The sequence below is a fragment of the Klebsiella sp. FDAARGOS_511 genome (assembly GCF_003812845.1).
GTDB classification, from domain to species: domain Bacteria; phylum Pseudomonadota; class Gammaproteobacteria; order Enterobacterales; family Enterobacteriaceae; genus Klebsiella; species Klebsiella grimontii.
On sequence record NZ_CP033824.1, the window covers coordinates 2,423,654 to 2,446,327 of the forward strand.

General features: G+C 50.3%; 21 protein-coding genes. 15 read left to right on the forward strand and 6 right to left on the reverse strand.

The annotated features are described in order from the left end of the window. Positions 1 to 62: 62 nt before the first annotated feature. Both asd and mscM read left to right on the forward strand, forming a co-directional pair. Complete coding sequence (asd, locus tag EGY08_RS12635) at positions 63 to 1,025, forward strand: archaetidylserine decarboxylase (RefSeq protein WP_004128055.1); 963 nt, start codon at positions 63 to 65, stop codon at positions 1,023 to 1,025. A 23-nt stretch (positions 1,026 to 1,048) separates the two neighbouring features. Continuing rightward, positions 1,049 to 4,375, forward strand: coding sequence for a miniconductance mechanosensitive channel MscM (gene mscM / locus EGY08_RS12640; protein WP_004128051.1), 3,327 nt, complete (start codon positions 1,049 to 1,051; stop codon positions 4,373 to 4,375). 119 nt (positions 4,376 to 4,494) lie between these two features. Here the strand turns inward: mscM and epmA are convergent, their stop codons facing one another. Beyond that, positions 4,495 to 5,472, reverse strand: coding sequence for an elongation factor P--(R)-beta-lysine ligase (gene epmA / locus EGY08_RS12645; protein WP_004128048.1), 978 nt, complete (start codon positions 5,470 to 5,472; stop codon positions 4,495 to 4,497). Between the two features lie 275 nt (positions 5,473 to 5,747). Between epmA and frdA the strand changes: the two genes are divergently transcribed. The 5 genes from frdA (at position 5,748) to blc (ending at position 9,712) form a co-directional block, all read left to right on the forward strand. After that, positions 5,748 to 7,538, forward strand: a complete 1,791-nt coding sequence (frdA, locus tag EGY08_RS12650) for a fumarate reductase (quinol) flavoprotein subunit (RefSeq protein WP_087829763.1) — start codon at positions 5,748 to 5,750, stop codon at positions 7,536 to 7,538. Next, on the forward strand, positions 7,531 to 8,265 hold the full coding sequence (locus tag EGY08_RS12655) for a succinate dehydrogenase/fumarate reductase iron-sulfur subunit (RefSeq protein ID WP_004128039.1): 735 nt from the start codon (positions 7,531 to 7,533) through the stop codon (positions 8,263 to 8,265). Before frdA ends, EGY08_RS12655 begins: the two co-directional genes overlap by 8 nt. 10 nt (positions 8,266 to 8,275) lie before the next feature. Next, entirely contained in the window at positions 8,276 to 8,671 is a 396-nt protein-coding gene (gene frdC / locus EGY08_RS12660; RefSeq protein ID WP_004128037.1) for a fumarate reductase subunit FrdC, read from the forward strand. Between the two features lie 10 nt (positions 8,672 to 8,681). Continuing rightward, entirely contained in the window at positions 8,682 to 9,041 is a 360-nt protein-coding gene (frdD, locus tag EGY08_RS12665; RefSeq protein ID WP_004128035.1) for a fumarate reductase subunit FrdD, read from the forward strand. Between the two features lie 140 nt (positions 9,042 to 9,181). Beyond that, complete coding sequence (blc, locus tag EGY08_RS12670; protein WP_049112906.1) at positions 9,182 to 9,712, forward strand: outer membrane lipoprotein Blc; 531 nt, start codon at positions 9,182 to 9,184, stop codon at positions 9,710 to 9,712. On the opposite strand, the gene sugE is transcribed toward blc, so the two are convergent. The 4 genes from sugE to efp form a co-directional block, all read right to left on the reverse strand. Further along, complete coding sequence (gene sugE, locus EGY08_RS12675; RefSeq protein ID WP_123828553.1) at positions 9,709 to 10,026, reverse strand: quaternary ammonium compound efflux SMR transporter SugE; 318 nt, start codon at positions 10,024 to 10,026, stop codon at positions 9,709 to 9,711. The genes blc and sugE overlap by 4 nt on opposite strands. A 140-nt stretch (positions 10,027 to 10,166) precedes the next feature. Then, positions 10,167 to 10,313: a lipoprotein toxin entericidin B gene (ecnB, locus tag EGY08_RS12680; protein WP_004097935.1), complete on the reverse strand. Its 147-nt coding sequence runs from the start codon at positions 10,311 to 10,313 to the stop codon at positions 10,167 to 10,169. Between the two features lie 163 nt (positions 10,314 to 10,476). Next, positions 10,477 to 10,608, reverse strand: a complete 132-nt coding sequence (locus EGY08_RS12685) for an entericidin A/B family lipoprotein (protein WP_004128026.1) — start codon at positions 10,606 to 10,608, stop codon at positions 10,477 to 10,479. 72 nt (positions 10,609 to 10,680) lie between these two features. Beyond that, positions 10,681 to 11,247, reverse strand: coding sequence for an elongation factor P (gene efp, locus EGY08_RS12690; protein ID WP_004097931.1), 567 nt, complete (start codon positions 11,245 to 11,247; stop codon positions 10,681 to 10,683). A 42-nt stretch (positions 11,248 to 11,289) separates the two neighbouring features. Between efp and epmB the strand changes: the two genes are divergently transcribed. Beyond that, complete coding sequence (gene epmB, locus EGY08_RS12695) at positions 11,290 to 12,318, forward strand: EF-P beta-lysylation protein EpmB (RefSeq protein WP_123828554.1); 1,029 nt, start codon at positions 11,290 to 11,292, stop codon at positions 12,316 to 12,318. Between the two features lie 155 nt (positions 12,319 to 12,473). Here epmB and EGY08_RS12700 read toward each other — a convergent pair whose 3' ends face one another. Beyond that, positions 12,474 to 13,031 carry a winged helix-turn-helix domain-containing protein gene (locus EGY08_RS12700; RefSeq protein WP_004128019.1) on the reverse strand — a complete coding sequence of 186 codons (558 nt, stop codon included), beginning with the start codon at positions 13,029 to 13,031 and terminating at the stop codon, positions 12,474 to 12,476. Between the two features lie 491 nt (positions 13,032 to 13,522). Here EGY08_RS12700 and EGY08_RS12705 point away from each other — a divergent pair, with 491 nt between their 5' ends. The 7 genes from EGY08_RS12705 (at position 13,523) to EGY08_RS12735 (ending at position 22,663) form a co-directional block, all read left to right on the forward strand. After that, positions 13,523 to 14,083, forward strand: coding sequence for a fimbrial protein (locus EGY08_RS12705; protein ID WP_004128016.1), 561 nt, complete (start codon positions 13,523 to 13,525; stop codon positions 14,081 to 14,083). A 53-nt stretch (positions 14,084 to 14,136) separates the two neighbouring features. Further along, positions 14,137 to 14,829: a molecular chaperone gene (locus EGY08_RS12710; protein WP_123828555.1), complete on the forward strand. Its 693-nt coding sequence runs from the start codon at positions 14,137 to 14,139 to the stop codon at positions 14,827 to 14,829. A gap of 37 nt (positions 14,830 to 14,866) precedes the next feature. Further along, on the forward strand, positions 14,867 to 17,410 hold the full coding sequence (locus tag EGY08_RS12715) for a fimbria/pilus outer membrane usher protein (RefSeq protein WP_123828556.1): 2,544 nt from the start codon (positions 14,867 to 14,869) through the stop codon (positions 17,408 to 17,410). 16 nt (positions 17,411 to 17,426) lie between these two features. Beyond that, the gene (locus EGY08_RS12720) at positions 17,427 to 18,440 is read left to right on the forward strand and encodes a fimbrial protein (protein WP_087829699.1); all 1,014 of its coding nucleotides are present in this window, start codon (positions 17,427 to 17,429) and stop codon (positions 18,438 to 18,440) included. Positions 18,441 to 18,776: 336 nt separating this feature from the next. Continuing rightward, positions 18,777 to 19,142 (forward strand): hypothetical protein, encoded by a 366-nt coding sequence (locus tag EGY08_RS12725; RefSeq protein WP_032742011.1) that lies wholly within the window; start codon positions 18,777 to 18,779, stop codon positions 19,140 to 19,142. Between the two features lie 118 nt (positions 19,143 to 19,260). After that, complete coding sequence (locus EGY08_RS12730; RefSeq protein WP_087829697.1) at positions 19,261 to 20,547, forward strand: HlyD family secretion protein; 1,287 nt, start codon at positions 19,261 to 19,263, stop codon at positions 20,545 to 20,547. Continuing rightward, complete coding sequence (locus EGY08_RS12735) at positions 20,540 to 22,663, forward strand: peptidase domain-containing ABC transporter (RefSeq protein ID WP_004128007.1); 2,124 nt, start codon at positions 20,540 to 20,542, stop codon at positions 22,661 to 22,663. Before EGY08_RS12730 ends, EGY08_RS12735 begins: the two co-directional genes overlap by 8 nt. Positions 22,664 to 22,674: the final 11 nt, after the last annotated feature.

Here is a 22,674-nt window from a genome sequence, read left to right on the forward strand (position 1 = left end):
CCTTTTTCAGGCTCCGCTGCTCCGCGGGGCCAGGAACGACAAATAATGGCCTGGAGGCTACCTTGTTAAACGATCTTAAACTTTCACTGCAATACATTCTGCCTAAACTGTGGCTCACCCGCCTCGCAGGCTGGGGTGCACGCAAACGAGCAGGCTGGCTGACAAAACTGGTCATCGATCTGTTCGTGAAATATTACAAGGTCGATATGAAAGAGGCGCAAAAGCCTGATACCGCCAGCTACCGTACCTTTAACGACTTCTTCGTTCGTCCGCTGCGCGACGACGTGCGTCCGTTAAATACCGACCCGAGCGTGCTGGTGATGCCCGCCGACGGCGTCATCAGCCAACTGGGCGCCATTGAAGACGACAAAATTTTGCAGGCTAAGGGCCATAACTACAGCCTGGAAGCGCTGCTGGCCGGTAACTACCAGATGGCGGACCTGTTCCGTAACGGCAGCTTCGTCACCACCTATCTTTCGCCGCGCGATTACCACCGCGTGCATATGCCATGCAACGGTATTCTGCGCGAAATGATCTACGTGCCGGGGGATCTGTTCTCCGTAAACCACCTGACCGCACAAAACGTGCCGAATCTTTTTGCTCGCAACGAGCGCGTCATCTGCCTGTTCGATACTGAGTTTGGTCCTATGGTGCAAATCCTCGTCGGTGCCACCATCGTCGGCAGCATCGAAACCGTGTGGTCCGGTACCGTCACGCCGCCGCGCGAAGGCATCATTAAGCGCTGGACCTGGCCTGCTGGTGATAGCGAAGGCTCTGTCGCCCTGCTGAAAGGCCAGGAAATGGGCCGCTTTAAACTGGGCTCCACGGTGATCAACCTATTTTCGCCAGGCAAGGTGACGCTGATTGAGCAGTTACACAGCCTGTCGGTCACTAAAATAGGCCAGCCGCTGGCAACCGCGCCTGAAGCCGTAGCGCCGGCCGAGCCCGCGCCGCTGGCAGAAGAAGAAGTCCGCGCGGAACACGCCGCCAGTCCGCTGGTTGACGATAAACAAGACAAAGGTTAATTCCTGAAAGAAAAGGTCACGCCGTGCGCCTGATATACACTTTCCTGCTGGCCTGGTGCCTCAGTTTTGGGGCGTACGCAGCGACAGCCCCGGATGCTAAACAGATAGCTCAGGAACTGGAACAGGCGAAGGCGGCGAAGCCCGCCCAGCCTGAGACCGTCGAAGTCCTGCAATCTGCCCTCAACGCCCTTGAGGAGCGTAATGCTTCCCTTGAGCGCGTCCGTCAGTACCAGGACGTTATCGATAACTTCCCCAAACTGTCGCAAAACCTGCGCGCGCAGCTCAATAATCTGAGCGATGAGCCGCGCCAGGTCTCCACTACTCTCTCCTCCGATGCGCTGAACCAGGAGATTCTCCAGGTCAGCAGCCAGCTGCTGGAAGCCAGCCGTAAAGCTCAGCAGGAGCAGGATCGCGCCCGCGATATCGCCGATTCGCTTAACCAGCTGCCGCAGCAGCAGAGCGATGCCCGCCGCCAACTGAACGAGGTTGAGCGCCGGGTTGGCGCACAAAACAGCAATACGCCGCTGGCGCAGGCGCAGAATCTTGGCCTGCAGGCGGAGTCCGCGCGGCTGAAAGCGCTGGTCGATGAGCTGGATCTGGCCCAGCTCTCCGCCAATAACCGCCAGGAACTTTCGCGGTTGCGCTCCGAGCTGGCGCAGAAAGAGAGCGAACAGCTCGACGCCTGGCTACAAGCGCTGCGTAATCAGCTAAACAACCAACGGCAGCGCGAGGCGGAGAAAGCGCTGGAAAGCACCGAACTACTGGCGGAAAACAGCGAAAACCTGCCGCCGGATATCGTGGCGCAGTTTAAAGTTAACCGCGAGCTGTCGCAGGCGCTCAACCAGCAGGCGCAGCGCATGGATCTGATCGCCTCGCAGCAGCGCCAGGCGACCAATCAAACTCTCCAGGTGCGTCAGGCGCTAAACACCCTGCGCGAGCAGTCTCAGTGGCTGGGTTCTTCCAATCTGCTTGGCGAAGCCCTGCGCGCGCAGGTTGCGCGGCTGCCGGAAATCCCGCGACCGCAGCAGTTGGATACCGAAATGGCTCAGCTGCGCGTGCAGCGCCTGCGCTATGAAGATCAGCTCGGCAAGCAGCCTCAGCTAAGACAAATTCGTCAGGCGGATGGGGAGCCGCTCACCAGCGAGCAGAACCGTATTCTGCAGGCTCAGATGCGTACGCAGACTGAGTTGCTCAACTCCCTGCTACGCGGCGGCGATACGCTTATGCTCGAACTGACCAAGCTGAAAGTCGCCAACGGCCAGCTTGAAGATGCGCTTAAAGAGATCAACGAAGCGACCCACCGCTATCTGTTCTGGACCTCCGACGTCAGCCCAATCGGCTTCTCATGGCCGCTGGAGATCGTTCAGGACCTACGCCGTCTGATCTCGCTCGATACCATGAGCCAGCTCGGCAAAGCCAGCATGATGATGCTGACCAGCAAAGAGACCCTGCTGCCGCTCTTCGTCGCGCTCATTCTGGTGGGGTTCAGTATTAGCTCACGACGCCATTTCACCAGCTTCCTTGAGCGCTCCAGCGCGCGCGTCGGTAAGGTGACGCAGGATCACTTCTGGCTCACGCTGCGCACGGTGTTCTGGTCAATACTGGTGGCCTCGCCGCTGCCGGTACTGTGGATGACGCTGGGCTATGGCCTGCAGGCCGCCTGGCCTTTCCCGCTGGCGGTCGCCATTGGCGATAGCGTTACCGCTACGGTGCCGCTGCTGTGGGTGGTGATGATTTGCGCTACATTCGCCCGCCCAAACGGCCTGTTCATCGCCCACTTCGGCTGGCCGCGTAGCCGCGTCAGCAAAGCGATGCGCTACTACCTGATGAGCATCGGGCTGATCGTGCCGCTGATTATGGCGCTGATTACCTTCGATAACCTCAACGATCGCGAATTCTCCGCCTCGCTGGGCCGCCTCTGCTTTATGCTGATTTGCGGCGCGCTGGCGATGGTGACCCTGAGCCTGAAACGCGCCGGCATCCCGCTGTATCTCGACAAAGAAGGCAGCGGCGACAATATGCTGAACCGGCTGCTGTGGAATATGCTGCTCGGCGCGCCGCTGGTGGCGATGCTGGCGGCGGCGATCGGCTATCTCGCCACGGCGCAGGCGCTGCTCGCCAGGCTCGAAACCTCGGTCGCCATCTGGTTCCTGCTGCTGGTGGTCTATCACATCATTCGCCGCTGGATGTTGATCCAGCGCCGCCGCCTGGCGTTCGATCGCGCCAAGCATCGACGGGCGGAGATCCTCGCCCAGCGCGCGCGTGGTGAAGAAGAGGCTCAGCATACCAGCAGCCCGGAAGGTTCAATGGAAGCCGAGGTCAGCGAGGTCGATCTGGATGCCATCAGTACCCAGTCGTTACGTCTGGTGCGCTCCCTGCTGATGCTGATTGCGCTAGTGTCGGTTATCGTGCTGTGGTCAGAAATCCACTCCGCGTTTGGCTTCCTGGAGAATATCTCGCTGTGGGACGTCACCTCTACGGTGCAGGGCGTTGAGAGCCTGGAGCCGATTACCCTCGGCGCGGTGCTGATTGCCATCCTGGTGTTGATTATTACCACCCAACTGGTGCGCAACCTGCCCGCGCTGCTGGAACTGGCGATCCTCCAGCATCTGGAACTGACGCCGGGCACCGGCTACGCCATCACCACCATCACTAAATATCTGCTGATGCTGATTGGCGGTCTGGTCGGCTTCTCGATGATTGGCATCGAGTGGGCCAAGCTGCAGTGGCTCATTGCCGCCCTCGGCGTCGGTCTCGGTTTTGGTCTGCAGGAGATCTTCGCCAACTTTATCTCCGGCCTGATTATTCTGTTTGAGAAACCAATACGGATTGGCGATACGGTCACTATTCGCGATCTCACCGGCAGCGTGACGCGTATTAATACCCGCGCCACGACCATCAGCGACTGGGACCGTAAAGAGATTATCGTGCCGAACAAGGCGTTCATCACCGAACAGTTCATCAACTGGTCGTTGTCGGATTCCGTGACCCGCGTAGTGTTGACGGTGCCTGCGCCGGTGGATGCCAATACCGAAGAGGTTGCGCAGATCCTGTTAAATGCCGCGCACCGCTGTTCGTTAGTTATCGATACCCCGGCGCCGGAAGCGTTCCTCGTTGACCTGCAGCAGGGGATCCAGATTTTCGAGCTGCGTATCTACGCCGCCGAAATGGGTCACCGTATGCCGCTGCGCCACGAGATGCATCAGCTGATTCTGGCCGGATTCCGCGAGCACGGGATCGATATGCCGTTCCCGCCGTTCCAGATGCGTCTGGAGAGCATTGATGGCAGAAAAAGCAGCAGAGCGCTGACTTCGGCAGGGAAAACCAGCCGCGCCCCCGGCAGTCTGTAAGAACGGCCTTGCCTGAACGCAGGCAAGGCCAGAACGGTCGCACGACCGGACAATCAACCATACCGCCATACATCGGCGGTCATCTCCGTCAATATCCGGCAGGAAAGCGGAAAGGAAGATCAGGCACGGTCGACGGTAAACGAAATGACCTCACCGATGCTTTCAGCCCCCAGGGCCAGCATCACAACGCGGTCAACGCCCAGCGCTACGCCGGAACAATCCGGCAGCCCGGCTTCCAGAGCGGCCAGCAGATGACGATCGATTGGCTGCTGCGGCAGGCCGCGAGCAGCACGCTTGCGGTTATCCTGCTCAAAACGCTGCTGCTGTTCGCGCGCGTCGGTCAGCTCATGAAAACCGTTCGCCAGCTCAATGCCTTTGTAATAGACCTCGAAGCGCTCCGCCACGCGGTGATCTTCGGTGCTAATTTGCGCCAGCGACGCCTGGCTTGCCGGGAAGTGATAAATAAACGTTGGCCGATCTTTACCGATGTGCGGCTCGACGCCCATGGCGAAGAGTAGCTGAAGCAGCGTATCCCGGTCCTCTTCCGTATCGGCGATATTGCTCAGATCCAGCTTCGCCGCCGCTTCGCGCAGCTGGGTTTTATCCGCCGACAGCGGGTCGATTTCCAGATGACGCTGAAAGGCTTGCTGGTAAGAGAGGCTTTCGGCCGGCTGGCAGTCGAGCACCTGCTGGAGCAGATCGTCGACTTCATTAATCAGGCGGTACATGTCGTAGCATGGACGATACCACTCCAGCATGGTGAATTCCGGATTATGGTGACGCCCCATCTCTTCATTGCGGAAGCTACGGCATAGCTGAAACACCGGGCCGCAGCCGGCCGCCAGCAGGCGTTTCATGTGATACTCCGGGCTGGTCATCAGGTACAGGTTCAGCCCCTGAGAGTGGCCAGGACCAACGAAACGCGTCTCAAACGGGACCATATGAATATCCGTCACCGTCGCCTGACTCATGCAGGGCGTCTCCACCTCCAGCACGCCGCGGTCGGTAAAGAAACGGCGAATTTCCGCCATCACCGCTGCACGTTTTAACAGATTTGGAATGGATGCGCTCGGCTGCCAGGTTGCCGTTTCGCTCATGGTACTTTCTCCGATTTGAAACAAGGGCACGAAGTCTACTCGTAACTGGCAGATGAAACAAATTTTGTGCGAATACGTAAACGCGTTACATACACTTAATTTGTTGATAACCCAAAAACATAAAGCAAGCAGATAAACAACCGCACAGAACGATAAAAAAATCGAACACGTCAATTTTCCCTTATGACCCTACGGCTATACTCCTTACCTATAAAGGAGCAGTGATACGTTTTCGCCAGCCCGGCGGCGAAATAAACAAAAACTGGAGGAATGTCGTGCAAACTTTTCAAGCCGATCTTGCCGTAATAGGCGCAGGCGGAGCAGGTCTTCGCGCCGCAATAGCCGCCGCGCAAGCTAATCCAAATGCTAAAATCGCTCTAATTTCAAAAGTCTATCCTATGCGCAGCCATACCGTTGCTGCTGAAGGGGGTTCCGCTGCCGTCGCGCAGGATCATGATAGCTTCGAGTACCATTTCCACGACACCGTTGCAGGAGGCGACTGGCTGTGCGAACAGGACGTCGTTGACTACTTCGTTCATCACTGCCCGACGGAAATGACCCAGCTCGAACATTGGGGATGCCCGTGGAGTCGCCGCCCGGACGGCAGCGTCAACGTCCGGCGATTCGGCGGTATGAAGATCGAACGAACCTGGTTCGCTGCCGATAAAACCGGCTTTCATATGCTGCACACCCTTTTTCAGACCTCGCTTCAATTCCCGCAAATCCAGCGCTTCGATGAACATTTTGTTCTGGATATTCTGGTGGATGATGGCCAGGCTCGCGGTCTGGTCGCGATGAATATGATGGAAGGTACGCTGGTGCAGATCCGCGCCAACGCGGTCATTCTGGCGACCGGCGGCGCAGGACGCGTGTATCGCTACAATACCAACGGCGGTATCGTCACCGGTGACGGTATGGGTATGGCGCTCAGCCACGGCGTACCGCTGCGCGATATGGAGTTCGTGCAATATCACCCCACCGGTCTGCCGGGTTCCGGCATTCTGATGACGGAAGGCTGCCGCGGCGAAGGCGGTATTCTGGTCAACAAGAACGGCTACCGCTATCTGCAGGATTACGGCATGGGTCCGGAAACCCCGTTGGGCGAACCGAAAAATAAATATATGGAGCTGGGTCCGCGCGATAAAGTCTCCCAGGCTTTCTGGCACGAATGGCGTAAAGGCAACACGATCCCTACCCCGCGAGGCGATGTGGTCTATCTCGATCTGCGCCATTTGGGCGAGAAAAAGCTGCTTGAACGTCTGCCGTTTATCTGCGAACTCTCGAAGGCCTACGTTGGCGTCGATCCGGTGAAAGATCCTATTCCGGTACGTCCGACCGCGCACTATACCATGGGCGGGATCGAAACCGACCAGCAGTGTGAAACCCGCATCAAAGGGCTGTTTGCCGTGGGCGAATGTTCTTCTGTCGGCCTGCATGGCGCCAACCGCCTTGGCTCCAACTCCCTGGCGGAGCTGGTGGTGTTTGGTCGTCTGGCCGGTGAGCAGGCCATGCAGCGCGCAACCGAAGCGGGCGAAGCCAATAGCGCTGCGCTGGACGCCCAGGTCGTCGATATCGAGAACCGCCTGAAAGAACTCGTTAATCAAGAAGGTAACGAGAACTGGGCGAAGATTCGTGACGAAATGGGGCTGTCAATGGAAGAAGGCTGCGGCATCTACCGTACGCCGGAGCTTATGCAGAAAACGGTTGATAAGCTGGCCGAGCTGCAGGAGCGCTTCAAGCGCGTGCGTATCACCGACACCTCGAGCGTGTTCAACACCGACCTGCTGTACACCATCGAACTGGGTCATGGCCTGAACGTCGCCGAATGTATGGCGCACTCCGCCCTCGCGCGTAAAGAGTCCCGCGGCGCGCATCAGCGTCTGGACGAAGGCTGCACCGAGCGTGACGACGTCAACTTCCTCAAGCATACCCTCGCCTTCCGCGATGCCGACGGTAATACCAGCCTGGAGTACAGTGATGTGAAAATCACCACTCTGCCGCCGGCAAAACGCGTGTACGGTGCGGAAGCGGAAGCAGCCGAGAAGAAGGAGACGACGAATGGCTGAGATGAAAAATATGAAAGTCGAAGTGGTGCGCTACAACCCGGAAGTGGACATTGCACCGCACAGCGCTTTCTATGAAGTTCCCTACGATGAGCAAACCTCTCTGCTTGATGCTCTGGGCTATATCAAAGACAACCTCGCGCCGGACCTCAGCTACCGCTGGTCCTGCCGTATGGCGATTTGCGGTTCCTGCGGCATGATGGTGAACAAGGTGCCAAAGCTGGCCTGTAAAACCTTCCTGCGTGAATACACCAAAGGCATTAAAGTCGAGGCGCTGGCTAACTTCCCGATTGAGCGCGATCTGGTGGTCGATATGACTCACTTTATTGAAAGCCTGGAAGCCATTAAGCCGTACATCATTGGCAACCCACGCACGCCCGATCAGGGGCCTAACACGCAGACGCCGGCGCAAATGGCCAAGTACCACCAGTTCTCTGGCTGCATCAACTGCGGCCTGTGCTATGCGGCCTGTCCGCAGTTTGGTCTTAATCCGGAGTTTATCGGTCCGGCGGCGATCACCCTCGCCCATCGCTACAACGAAGACAGCCGCGATCGCGGTAAAAAGGAACGTATGGCGCAGCTTAACGGCCAGAATGGCGTCTGGACATGTACTTTCGTGGGCTACTGCTCCGAAGTCTGCCCGAAACACGTCGACCCGGCGGCCGCGATCCAGCAGGGCAAGGTAGAAAGCTCGAAAGACTTTCTTATCGCCACCCTGAAACCACGCTAAGGAGTGCTGTATGACGACTAAACGCAAACCCTACGTGCGGCCGATGCCGTCCACCTGGTGGAAAAAGCTGCCGTTTTATCGCTTCTATATGCTGCGTGAAGGAACGGCGGTACCCACGGTCTGGTTCAGCATCGTGCTGATTTACGGGCTGTTCGCACTGAAGCATGGCGCGGAGAGCTGGGCGGGCTATGTCGGTTTCCTGCAAAACCCGATTGTCGTGATCCTAAACCTGATCACGCTTGCAGCCGCGCTACTGCATACCAAAACCTGGTTTGAGCTGGCGCCGAAAGCCGCCAATATTATCCTTAAAGGCGAGAAAATGGGACCTGAGCCAATTATTAAAGGGCTTTGGGTCGTCACTGCGGTCGTCACCGTGGTGATCCTGTTTGTCGCACTGTTCTGGTAAGGAGGCTGGAATGATTAATCCCAACCCAAAACGTTCTGATGAGCCGGTATTCTGGGGGCTGTTTGGCGCTGGCGGCATGTGGGGAGCGATTATCGCCCCCGTCATTGTGCTGCTGGTAGGTATTATGCTGCCGCTTGGCCTCGCGCCTGCCGACGCCTTCAGCTATGAACGCGTGCTGGCTTTTGCCCATAGCTTTATTGGCCGTGCATTCATTTTCCTGATGATTGTTCTGCCGCTATGGTGCGGGCTTCACCGTATTCACCATGCAATGCACGATTTAAAAATTCACGTACCCAACGGTAAATGGGTCTTCTACGGCCTTGCGGCGATTCTGACCATCGTCACACTGGTCGGCATATTGTTCATCTAAACGAATAGCCGTACGCGGCTTTTACCTCAGCCGCAATAAGCCCGGTAGCATTCTGTTACCGGGCTCGCTTCTCAAGAAAATTCTGCCACATTTTTCCTGCCTGGCTCTACACTTAGCTTAAAACTGGCAAGGAAAAAATTATGCGTCTGCTACCCGTTCTTGCGGTTGTTGCCGCTTCATTTCTGCTTGTAGCCTGTAGTACTCCGGTGCCGCCTCCTGGCGTAACCGTGGTTAGCCCCTTCGACGCTCAACGCTATCTTGGCACCTGGTATGAGATTGCCCGCTTCGATCACCGTTTTGAAAGCGGCTTAGAAAAGGTCACCGCAACGTATAGCCTGCGCGATGATGGCGGACTGAACGTGGTAAATAAAGGCTACAACCCAGACCGGGGTATGTGGCAAAAAACCGATGGCGTCGCCTACTTTACCGGAGAGCCCACGCGAGCCGCGCTGAAAGTCTCGTTTTTCGGCCCCTTCTATGGCAGCTATAACGTGATGGCGCTGGATAAGGATTATCGCTACGCGCTGGTTTGTGGACCCGATCGCGACTATCTCTGGCTACTGGCGCGCACGCCGAAAATCCCGCCGGAAGTGAAGCAGCAGATGCTGGATATCGCTACCCGGCAAGGATTCGACGTGAGCAAACTGCTATGGGTCAATCAGCAGTATTAATGCGCGCTCATTTTCAGGCCAATGATGCCAATCACAATACACGCCAGGCTGGCAATGCGCATCGGGCTGGCGGATTCACCCAGCAGGATAATACCCGTCACGGCTGCGCCGACCGCGCCTATTCCGGTCCAAACGGCGTAAGCCGTCCCTACGGGCAACGTTTTCATCGCCCATGACAACAGCGCCATGCTGATGACCATAGCGGCAATCGTTAACACGCTTGGCACCAGACGGCTAAAACCGTGGGTATATTTCAGACCGACTGCCCAGACAACTTCCAGCAGACCAGCGATAAACAGAACTAACCAGGACATATGGCTCCTTTAATGGGGCCGTCCCCAGATGTGAAACGCTTACAGGTCGTCCCGTAAGGTAGATGATATTCCGCAGGAATTATACACGACGTGGGTAAGGTGAGGAAGAACGGTACGACCAGCGGCCGTACCGCCATGGTCTATTGCTGAGCTTTGGTCGCGGCGCCCGAAATCGCGCTGCCGCCTTCTGAAATATCCTGACCAACACCGCGCGTGGTGTTACATGCAGTCAGTACAGAGGAAAGAGCCAAAACCGTAAAGAACGCTGCAATCGCTTTTTTTACCATAATGTCATCCTTATTAACCAGTTTTAGTTATCGTGCTCTATAAGCATAGACAAACTGCTCCAGGATGAGGGAAACGCGGCGATTTTTAAGAGAAAAAGAAATTACGCGAGCGAATAGGATTGAGCGTGGGGAGTGTGAATAAGAATTCCCTGATGAAATAAGATTAACTGACAGCGTGAGAAATAGCATGACCCAGGCTCTGGATATCCTCGCCAACGCCACGAGCCGTGTTGCACCCGGTAAGCAGCGACCCGCCCAGAACTAACAGTAACAAAAGTTTCAGCGTAGCGTTCATCTTCCTTGCCTGCAGTTTCGACATTATAGAGGGCGCAGCATTGCGGCTGCGCCAACCATCTCATCGCCCAGATTACTTCACGCGGGATACGTATTCGCCAGAGCGGGTATCCACTTTGATGACTTCGCCAATCTGTACGAACAGAGGAACTTTAACTACTGCGCCAGTGGATAGCGTTGCAGGTTTGCCGCCAGTACCAGCAGTATCGCCCTTCAGGCCAGGATCGGTTTCAACGATTTCCAGCTCAACAAAGTTTGGTGGGGTGACGGAAATTGGCTGACCGTTCCACAGGGTCACGATGCATTCAGCCTGATCCAGCAGCCATTTCGCGTTATCGCCAACGGCTTTAGCGTCAGCAGCCAGCTGTTCGAAAGTAGAGTTATTCATAAAGTGCCAGAACTCACCGTCGTTATACAGGTAAGTCAGGTTCATATCGACAACGTCCGCGCCTTCAGCAGAATCAGTAGACTTAAAAGTTTTCTCAACGCGAGTACCGGTCAGCAGGCGGCGCAGCTTAACGCGTGCAAAAGCCTGGCCTTTGCCGGGTTTAACGAATTCACTGGCTTCAACTGCATAAGGTTCGCCGTCCATCATGATTTTAAGACCGGCACGAAAATCGTTGCTATAGTAAGTCGCCATAAGGCCCTCTGAAATTTTGTTAATTGGTAGCTAAGCCACAAAATGGCGCATATTGTAACCCTAAATACCCCATCCAGAGAAGATTGGTTAACGCAACTTGCCGATGTTGTGACCAGTCCTGATGAACTGCTGCATCTTTTAAATGTAGACGCTGATGCGAATCTATTGGCAGGGCGCGATGCTAAGCGCCTGTTCGCATTGCGTGTTCCACGAGCGTTTATTGCCCGTATGGAACCAGGCAACCCTAATGATCCTCTTCTTCGTCAGGTACTTACCTCTCAGGAAGAGTTTACTAATGTTTCAGGATTCTCTACCGATCCGTTGGAAGAACAGCATAGCGTTGTGCCGGGCCTGCTGCATAAATACAGCAACCGCGCGTTGCTGCTGGTTAAAGGCGGCTGTGCGGTAAATTGTCGTTATTGTTTCCGTCGTCACTTCCCCTATGCTGAAAATCAGGGCAATAAACGTAACTGGCAGATGGCCCTCGAGTATATTGCGGCGCATCCCCGACTCGATGAGATCATCTTTTCCGGTGGCGATCCGCTCATGGCGAAGGATCATGAGCTCGACTGGCTCTTGACGCAGCTGGAAGCTATTCCGCACATCAAACGCCTACGTATCCACAGCCGGTTGCCCGTTGTGATTCCTGCGCGTATTACCGATACGCTGGTTGCCCGTATTTCTGCATCATCGCTACAGGTACTGCTGGTAAACCATGTTAACCACGCTAACGAGATTGATGCGGCATTTCGTTCGTCCATGAAAAAGCTGCGTATGGCTGGCGTAACCTTATTGAACCAAAGCGTGCTGCTGCGCGGTGTAAACGATAACGCGCATACGCTCGCCGATTTGAGCAATGCGCTCTTCGACGCTGGCGTCATGCCCTACTATCTCCACGTTCTGGACAAAGTGCAGGGGGCGGCTCATTTTATGGTCAGTGACGAAGAGGCCAGAACCATCATGCGCGAACTGCTCACCCTGATATCCGGCTATTTAGTACCAAAACTTGCACGGGAAATCGGCGGAGAACCAAGTAAGACTCCCCTGGACTTAGGATTAAAGCAGCGATAACCAATCCGTCTGCCGGGCACTGCCTGGCAGACTACCTACTTGCCATTACTCACTGTGTATAAATACTAACGACTTATAATTTTCGTAAAACGAGTATTCTCCAGAAGAAAGTAAAAGCAAATATAAAAGTAAGCTGTAACTTCATTCATTATTAGTTACAAAAAAAGAGAAAGAATGTTTGCTGCGGTCATCGCCAATAACAGGGGTAAGATCCACCCAGGTAATTTGAATTCTGTTGCTTTATTGCCACTGAAACTTTTTGAGGCGTCATCCTGAATGGCTAAATTATGAATCACATTTTTCTCAACCGGGGGCGAGGATGTGCTCGCGGTGATCTGTAGATTTTCAGGCTGTTTCTCCTCCGTTCGGAAGAATGAGGCTATATGTGAACCAGCCGCAAGAACAAACCCCCTCTGCCTTACAGTAACAATAATATCCTGCGACAACCCTGCTTTTACTAACGATTTTCTTAGCAAGGAAATATTTTGATAGAAAGTATTCTGGGAAACGACAACACCTCTGGTTTTCCATACTATATCCAGAAACTCTTCTCTGGATATAATCTTCCCATTGCTTTCCAGTAAAAGTTGAAGGCAGCGTGCAGTTGGCGCATTCAGGGTCACGCTATCCCCATTTTCCCCAACGGGCTGCAACTCATTCATATTTACATTAAATATAACTTCATTATTAATGATATATTCATTGAATATCATAATTCCAATCCCCCTTCACCATTCCATATGAAATAAAGATGAATTAAATTCAAATTCACCTTTAGCAAACACGGTACATCCCTTTAAGCCTGCCAGATTAGATAATTTTACGGATAAGCTCCCGCTCTTCCCAGAGCAAAGATAATATTATCATGATATTTGAACCAAAGGGAAGACTGATTTACAACTATACGTTCCAGACACGCTCATTATTATCCACGAAATCTCTTTGTGAATTTGCAACCTTCAATAAACGAGGTTTAAATTCAAGCAGAATTCACATGCATTTTGTCTACCCTACACTTAGATTTGTTCCCGCTCCGGTACAGTACGCTTTATGTATACTAGCTATACGCAATAGCGGCAGCAGGAGTAAGAAAACGATAGAGCTCAGGCATAGATACGGGGTGTTAGTTATTACTAATATCATTAATTAACAACCGGGCCGAGTATCTATTCAGGACTTTAGTATCTATAAATGGATTAAATAAATGAAAAAAACAATCGTAGCTGTAATGGTCGCTGCTTCCGCAGTTCTGAGCGCTCAGGCTTTCGCGGCAGGGAACAGTTCTCAACTAACAATTCTGGGCAACGTCACTGATACCGGTGAGTCCTGTAACGTTACTCCTTCAGCGCAGATCCAGGGAGGTTCTTTAACTCTGGATGATGTTAAAGCCTCTACCCTGGAAGGCCAGGCCGTAAACTCGCCGTATATGTCTCTTGCAAAAGATATTGAATACAAAATTGAAGATTGCCAGAAAGGCGCAACCGATTACACTGGTAACCTCAACGTGACCGTAACCGGCGACTATATCAGCGGCCAGGATAACGTGCTGACTAACACCGCTGTAAACCCAGCAACCAACGCAGCAGTAACTGTTGTTAACACCGATGGTTCTCGCGTGAGCTTCACAGGCACAACACCTAAAGTTGTCGCTTATACTGCGGGTACCCCATCTTACCTGCGCTACAAAGCAGCATATGTTAAAACCGCTGCCGGCGTTACCGATGGCGCAGTTAAAGGTGTAGCTACCTTTACCATCACCTACTAATACTCAATAGGGCCTGCCTCAGGCAAGCCCTATTTTTATTCAGGGAATGAATTATGTTGAAGTCATTATTAAAGATAGTGGCAGTTTTTGCGTTTTCAGTAAGTTTTGCCGCCTATAGCGGTGTAGTTGTGGACTCCACACGGCATCTTTATAAAGAGGGGGCGCGTGAAATTAACGCTAACCTGGAAAACAAAGATAATATTCCGTATTTAATAAAGTCATGGGTTGAGCCTCGCGAAGGCAGCCAAATGTCTTTTTTTATGGTAACCCCTCCTCTTTTTCGTCTGGAAGCAAAACAGAAAAATACTGTGCGTATATTTCCTAATGCGAACATAACTAACGCGCCTAAAGATAGGGAAACTGTTTATTATTTCAACGTAATGTCAATCCCACCGACCAGTGACGCAGACACGGATAAAAACAAAATCCAACTGGCTGTGCGTCATAGAATGCGTCTTATCTATCGCCCAAAATCCTTACACGATCTTTCGATTAACCAAGAAGCAAAGAAATTAGAATGGCGGAGAAGTGGTAATAAAATCACGCTAAAAAACACGACACCATTTTTTATCTATTTTAAGTCAATCAAAATTAATAACACAGAAGTGAGTGGTTCCATTAACAATATCGATGCATTCGCAACCAAAGAATTTACATTACCAGCGGGTGTAAATGGCTCAGAAATAGTATGGAAAGTCGCAACTGACAACGGAGGCATGGGTTCTGCCTACTCGTCATCAATTTAATTTTTTAGTTCTTTTTTGAACGACCAGGGTGAAAAGTATGTCTATTTTAATAAAAAAAAGGGATGGTGTTCTTTCTGGTGTGTCCCACCCATTTTTCGTTCTTGTTCCTGCGTTAGCCCTCGGTTTTTGTAACAATGCCCTGGCGCGTGATTTTTTTGATCCTGATTTTATTAAATCAGTGGGGCAAAGCGACCCTTCCTCAATACCGGACTTATCGCTGTACGCAACGAAAGATGCTCAGGCACCGGGTGAGTATCGTATTGATGTAGTTTTAAACAACAACCTGCAGGAAACAACTGATATTCAATTTGTCGAAAAAAAAGATCCGACTACTGGTGCTCTGAAACTAGTTCCCTGCCTGAGTATCGCTAAATTAACCAGCTATGGTTTACGCTCAGAAGCGTTCCCTCACTTAAAAGAAGATACTAACGGGTGCGCTGATGTCAGTGGGATACCTAACTTCACGACAGATTTTAACTTCAATACTCAGCAACTGCTGATATCCATACCACAGGCTGCATTATCAACTATTGCTCAAGGGTTTGTCCCGCCTGAAGAATTTGATGATGGAATTAACGCACTGCTGACCAATTACCAATTCAGCTCAGGGAAGGATTATGAGGCGAATAATGAATACTACAACCTCAACTTACAATCTGGCCTAAACATTGGACCATGGCGTCTACGTAATCTCAGCACATGGAATAAATCGGCTGGTATCCAGAGCGATTGGGATTCAGTATATCTTTATGCTCAACGGAGTATTATCCCCCTAAAAAGCACGCTGGTAATGGGAGAAAGCAGTTCACTATCAAGTATTTTTGATAGCGTGCCGTTTACCGGTATTCAGCTTGCTACTGATACTGATATGATTCCAGAAAGCCTGCGCGGCTTCGCCCCTATCGTGCGTGGTATTGCCAGAACTAACGCCCGCGTAGTTATCAAACAGAACGGCTACCAGATCTATCAAGCCTTTGTTGCACCTGGTGCCTTTGAAATTACCGACCTCTACTCAACCGGCGGTAACGGTGATCTCTATGTCACTGTCGAAGAAGCCGATGGCTCCCGACAAAACTTCGTTGTTCCTTACGCCTCTCTGCCGCTGATGCTCAGAGAAGGCCAGGTGGAATACGAAATCACCAGCGGTAAATATCGTCCCTATGATGGCGATGTTGACGAAAAACCATTTACCCAAGCGACCATCAGCTACGGCGTATTAAGCAATACGACTTTTTACACCGGCCTGCAGGCTGCATCGAGTTATCAGGCGCTGGCTTTAGGTGTCGGGCAAAATCTGGGTGATATCGGTGCAGTTTCAGCCGACGTCACCGAAGCCTGGTCGAAAAAGAAAGATATGGATAAAACGACGGGTCAGTCCTGGCGTATCCGCTATGGTAAAAATATTCTTGAAACCGGCACGAATATCACCGTCGCAGGCTACCGCTACTCCACCTCTGGGTTCAATACGCTTACTGATGTAATGAACACTTATAATAATCGCTACGGTAGTTATACTTCTCGTTCTTTACGAAACAGAACCAATATCACCGTAAATCAAAGTCTGGGTTCAGGGCTCGGAAGTCTGTCCGTCTCCGGTATATTTGAAGACTACTGGGATAGCAATCGCCGTAACAACTCATTCAATATTGGCTATAATGGTGGGTTCCGTCGCTTTAACTATTATGCAGGCTATAGCTACAGTCGCTATTCCTGGGGCGATAGCGGCTCGAATCGTACCGTCGAAGACGACCACGTCGTTTCATTTAACATCACAGTGCCATTAGGTGACTGGATATCCAATACCTACGCAACCTATAACGTCACTAATAGCAGCCCAGGATCTACCGACCAGTACGTTTCTCTCAGCGGTGTAGCGCTGGAAAATCATAATCTGGACTGGAACGTACAGCAGGGTTATAGCAATCGGGAAGATGCCAGCGGTGGGGTATATAGCAACTATCGTGGTTCAATGGGTTCCATTAACGGTGGTTACAGCTATAGCAAACATAGCCAGCTCATTAACTATGGTATGAGCGGTGGAGTCCTGCTCCACGCTGACGGGATTACTCTGGGTCAGGAAATGTCTGAAACAGCGGTGTTAGTTAAAGCCCCGGGGTTAGATAATGTTCGACTGGAAAATGATGTCAGTATTACAACAGATTATCGTGGTTACGCAATTATCCCATACGTTACACCATACCATCGAACCAGTGTGACTTTAGATAACACCACCCTGAGTGACAATATGGAATTACCGAATACCACGCAGAAAGTGGTGCCCACTCGTGCCGCAATTGTACGGGCAAACTTTGAAGGCAATATTGGCCGTCGCGCTTTCCTGATATTGAAAAGAACGTCGGGTGACTATGTTCCTTATGGTGCGACGGTAACCTTAACCACGGATAAAAATGCTCAGGCCAGCATCGTATCCGACGGTGGCATGGTTTATATGTCCGGGCTGAAAGATAACGGTGAAATTTATGCCCGGTGGGGAACTAAAAGCGGCCAGCAGTGTAAGGCAACTTATAGCTTAGCTGCGACAACCGAAGGCATTGCGCAGGCCACTGCGGTTTGCCGTTAACAGGGATAGTAATACTATGAAAAGTCTTTTTTTTATTATTAGCTTACTCTGCATAAGCTCGCATGCAGTAGCTACCTGCACGTATGGTAAAACTGGTGGCGGTGCAATTAGCGTTAACTTCAGTGGCTCTGTAATCGCTGATTCAACATTACCTAATGGAAGCATATTAGCGTCAGCAAGGCGCGGAGGTGTTGATCCCAAAACATTTTCGTCATGTAGCGCTAGTGACGTTTTTGTTGTTAGAACCGTTCCTACAGTTAGTCCATCTAGCATTTCAAAAATTGGTGGCAAAGTCGTATATGAGACAGGTATCCCTGGTATTGGCTTTCAGATCTCCGATATTACGTTACCATCTGCAAACTATTTTTCACCAGCAAATATAGATCAGCCAGAAGCAGCCAATACTCATTATTTCTCTAACTCATCTGGCCAAGTCATGGTTTGGTTAGTTAAAACAGGCCCCATAACTAAAACGACGGGAAGAAAAACCTCTGTTTACTTTATGGCTGGCCCGCCAAATCAGACTAGTACTGGTTCGTCAAATGCAACTGAATTATTCAGAATCATTATTGACTTAACTAACATAAAATTCAAAGAAACCACATGTGAAATTTCCCCCCGAAACGGAAATATAGTAAGACTATCAAACATTGATATTTCAGAGCTGAACTCAGTGTCAGTTGGAAGTGCCGTTGGAAAAGCAAAAAGCATCACACTTGATATTAGCTGCCCAGACTCCGAAGTTAACAAGAAATATATTTACTGGTTTAGCCCTATATCTATAGCATCAACTAGCACCGATGGATTATTACTAAATTCATTATCAGATGGTGCTCAAAATGTAGGCATAATTTTAAAAAAAGGAAGCTCTGCGATAAAATTTAACAATCTGGAAGCCTATCCCTTCACCAGCTCGAAGAGTCAAGATATAACGTTAACGGCTGATTACTATAAAATCGCCCAAAATGTTTCAACAGGAACTACTGGGGAGATCAAAACAGACCTAGAGATTGTCCTTCAGGAAGAATAACCTTAACCTACATGAAGATAAATGTCATACCGTCAAGCCTAAGCCAGGCTGGCGGCATATTGACCATATGAAATATAACTTATTTCGGAGTTTCAATGATAGTTAAGAGAGTAATTATATAAATCCATAAAAATTGATACATGAACAACTAAAAATTCATCATTTAATCATGACAAATGGCATTGAAAAATAAAAAGCGCATACTAAAATCATCGTCGAAATGTCACATAACGCATTAGTGACCTTTCGTAGACTAAATGTAACAAAATATGTTAACCTACTTATTATTAACATATTGTTATCGTAGAATAATATTAGTATAAAAGGGAATATGTAATGAAACAATTGACTGTATTCGAAATGGAAACTATCTCCGGTGGATATTCTTGGGACTTCTCTTCTATCAGCTCAGCTATCACAAGTGTAGTAAGTAACGGTGCTGAAGCAGTAGCCTCTGCCATAATTTCTGGTGCAGCACATGCGATGATAGGTTCGACTATTGGGGGATCACAGGGTGGTGACGGCGGTGGTCTACTTGGTATTGGTGCTATCGGGCAAGCTGTTGGAATGGTTTGGGGTCTGGCTGTTGGTGCTATTGGTGGTGCAGTTTACGGCGCTATGGGTGGCTGGGAATTTGCCAGCAAGGAAGCTCAAGCAGCTATGAATGGTCTCTATAACGGCACCCTTGCTCCTTGGGCTTAAAATTCAACAATCGAATATATTATAGTATCATGAATAGATAATATTCTTTATATTCATTGAATTAAAGGTCTGGATATCCAGACCTTTTTTACTAGAAGCAGAGTAAAATTGGTAAAATATGCTAAAAAATATCTATCGCAAGGAAGCGATTGAGTACAAAAAAACGCACTGGAAAGGGAAAGCTCTATTGTTGGCAGGAATTCCTGCATGGCTTATAACCTTACTGGCATTCATTTTCCTTATTGCCCTGGTACTTTCGCTTATATATTGCACCTTTACCCAGCGTATTGATGTACGTGGTGAAGTTATTACCCTTCCCCACTCCGTTAACGTTTTCGCTCCCCAGCAGGGTTTTGTTGTTAACCAGCATGTAAAAGTGGGTGATATAGTTAAAAAAGGTCAATCACTCTATGAACTGGATATTTCACGCAATACAGTGAATGGCAATGTCAGCACTGCACAGATTGAAGTCATCAATGAGAAAATCGCTAATGCCCAGGATATCATCAGCAAACTTTCACATAATAAGTCTGAAACGCTAAGCGCCCTGGATAAACAAATAAAAACTACCCGTGACTCCCTGGCAGAAACGAATCGCATGTTGGCAAATACTCAGGCTGGTTTGAAGAAAATGCATACCAACCTGGCCAGCTATGACAAATACCTGAAAGACGGCATGATTACCAAAGATCAGTATAACTACCAGCATTCATTATATTTCCAGCAGCAAAGTGCTTATCAATCTCTGGTCACTCAAAAAATGCAGCTGGAATCTCAGCTCACGCAAACGAATAGTGACAAAGTTACTAAAGCAGCGGATTTTGACAACCAGATATCCAGCCAGCATAATCAAATTAATGATTATAAAAATCAGCTGGTAGAATCAAACGCCAATGGCAATATCATTATTAAAGCCACTACCGACGGAAAAATAGAGTCACTGGCCGTTACTAAAGGTCAGATGGTCGAAAACGGTAGCAGCCTTGCCCAGATTAAACCGACAGGTGACATTGAATATTACCTTATCCTTTGGTTGCCCAATAATACGATCCCCTACGTGAAGCCAGGAGATACGATAAATATTCGTTATGATGCATTTCCGGCGGATAAATTTGGTCAATTCCCTGGAAAGGTGCTAAGCATATCTTCAGTTCCCGCATCTCGCCAGGAGATGGCCGAATATACCAACGTCAATAACGGCACTAATCAGCAGGAGCTCGCACTGTATAAAGCTATTATAAAAATCAAAGATAAAACATTTAGCTACAATGGAAAAACGCTCACGCTCTCTAACGGCCTGAAGGCTCAGGCGGTAGTTTTCCTTGAAGAACGCCCGCTTTACATGTGGATGTTTACTCCTTTCTATAAGATGACGCAAAGCGTGAGTGGCCCGATCGATGAATAAAGAACTATTTAAAACCATTACCGATAAGCTTAATTTTTCATTCCGCCATAAAACGCCGGTTATTTTACAGTCAGAGGCTGCCGAATGCGGCATCGCCTGCCTGGCAATGGTATGCGGCTTTTACGGTCTCAATATCGATCTGTTTAACTTCCGCCATCGCTACGGCAGCCCCTCTCAGGGCGTCACGCTGATGTCATTAAGTAAAACGGCGGAACATGCCGGGCTAAAAAGCCGGGCACTTTCTCTCGACCTCGATGAAATAAAGCAGCTAAAGCTCCCCTGCATTATCCACTGGGGTATGAACCACTACGTTGTACTGACTAAAGCACGTAAAAGTAGCTTTATCGTTCATGACCCGGCGCTGGGAAAAAGAGTTATTGGTATCCAGGAGATGTCGAATAACTTTACCGGCGTTGCCCTGGAGCTATGGCCAGATCAAAACTTCCAGCAGGAGCAGGCAAAGTCTCGCCTGCGCCTGCTGGATCTGATGCGCAACATTGTTGGCCTCAAATCCGTCCTGCTGAAGATCTTTGCCTTTTCGGTTGTCGTTGAAGCCATCGGTTTGTTATTACCTATCGGTACGCAGCTGGTAACCGACCATGTCATCATGGCCCACGACCAGAGCCTGCTTTCTGTCATATGTATTGGCCTGGTGTTTTTTACGCTCTTTCGCACCTTTATCAGTATGCTGAGAGCATGGACCTCATTAACGTTAAACACCTTAACCAACATTCAGTGGAAGACAACGCTGTTCGATCATCTGACGAGCCTACCATTATCCTTTTTTGAGAAGCGCCATTTAGGCGATATTCAGTCTCGCTTCTCATCGCTGGATACTATCCGTTCAACGTTTACCAATAGCATTGTTACCGGCATTATCGACTCAATCATGACGATTGGCCTGCTGGTTATGTTAACCCTGTACGGCGGCTGGCTGGTCTGGGTCGTGGTAGGCTTTACGTTATGCTACGCCATCATGCGTTTTGCCACCTACAGCTTCTATCGTCGCGTTGCCGAAGAGCAGGTTATCAAGGGCGCGCGCTCCAGCTCGCACTTCATGGAGTCGCTGTATGGCATTTCAACCATTAAAGCGCTCAACTTAAAAGAGCGTCGTTCGCAGCACTGGTTAAATATCAATATCGATGCCTGTAATGCCGGCATCAAACAGACTCGTTTCGATATGATGTTTGGCGGTATTAATACTTTTATTACCTCTATCGATCAAGTCGCCGTACTCTGGCTGGGTGCTATTATGGTTATTGATAACAATATGACCCTCGGTATGTTTATGGCTTTTAACGCCTATCGCGGGCAATTCTCGCAGCGAGCATCAAGCTTGATCGACCTGGTCATGCAACTGCGCATGCTGTCGTTACATAATGAGCGTCTTTCAGAGATCGTCTTCAGCGAGCCAGAAAAAGAGCTGCCTTCGCGACGCGTTTTTGCTGAAAATACGGGCGTTAAGCTGGAAGTGAAAAATCTCAGCTATCAGTACGATCCGTTCTCACAGCCTATTTTTTCTAATTTAAATATTACCGTTGAACCAGGTGAGTCAATAGCTCTGGTGGGCCCTTCCGGGGTCGGTAAAACCACCCTACTGAAAGTCATGTGCGGCCTGTTAGCCCCCACCAGCGGCGACGTGATAGCGGATAATCTCGATATTCAAAAAATTGGCCTTAACAACTTCCGCCATGGAACGGCCTGCGTTCTTCAGGAGGACCGTCTTTTCTCTGGCTCACTTATCGATAATATCAGCGGTTTTGAAGATAACGCCGATATGGATTTCATAATCGAATGTGCGCGCAGGTGTAATATTCATGACGAAATTATGAAAATGCCTATGGGTTACGAAACCATTGTCGGTGAGCTTGGTTTAGGCATCTCTGGCGGGCAAAAACAGCGAATCTTAATCGCCCGTGCGCTCTACCGCAAACCCAGCATTCTGTTTATGGATGAAGCCACCAGCCATCTCGACCTGAAAAATGAATCGGCCATTAACCAGTCTATCTCTGGTTTAAGCATTACCCGAATCATTGTTGCCCATCGACCATCCACCATTGCCTCAGCCGATCGCATCATTGATATGTCACAGCTCCATATGCAGGCACCAGCGTAACCACCAGGAAA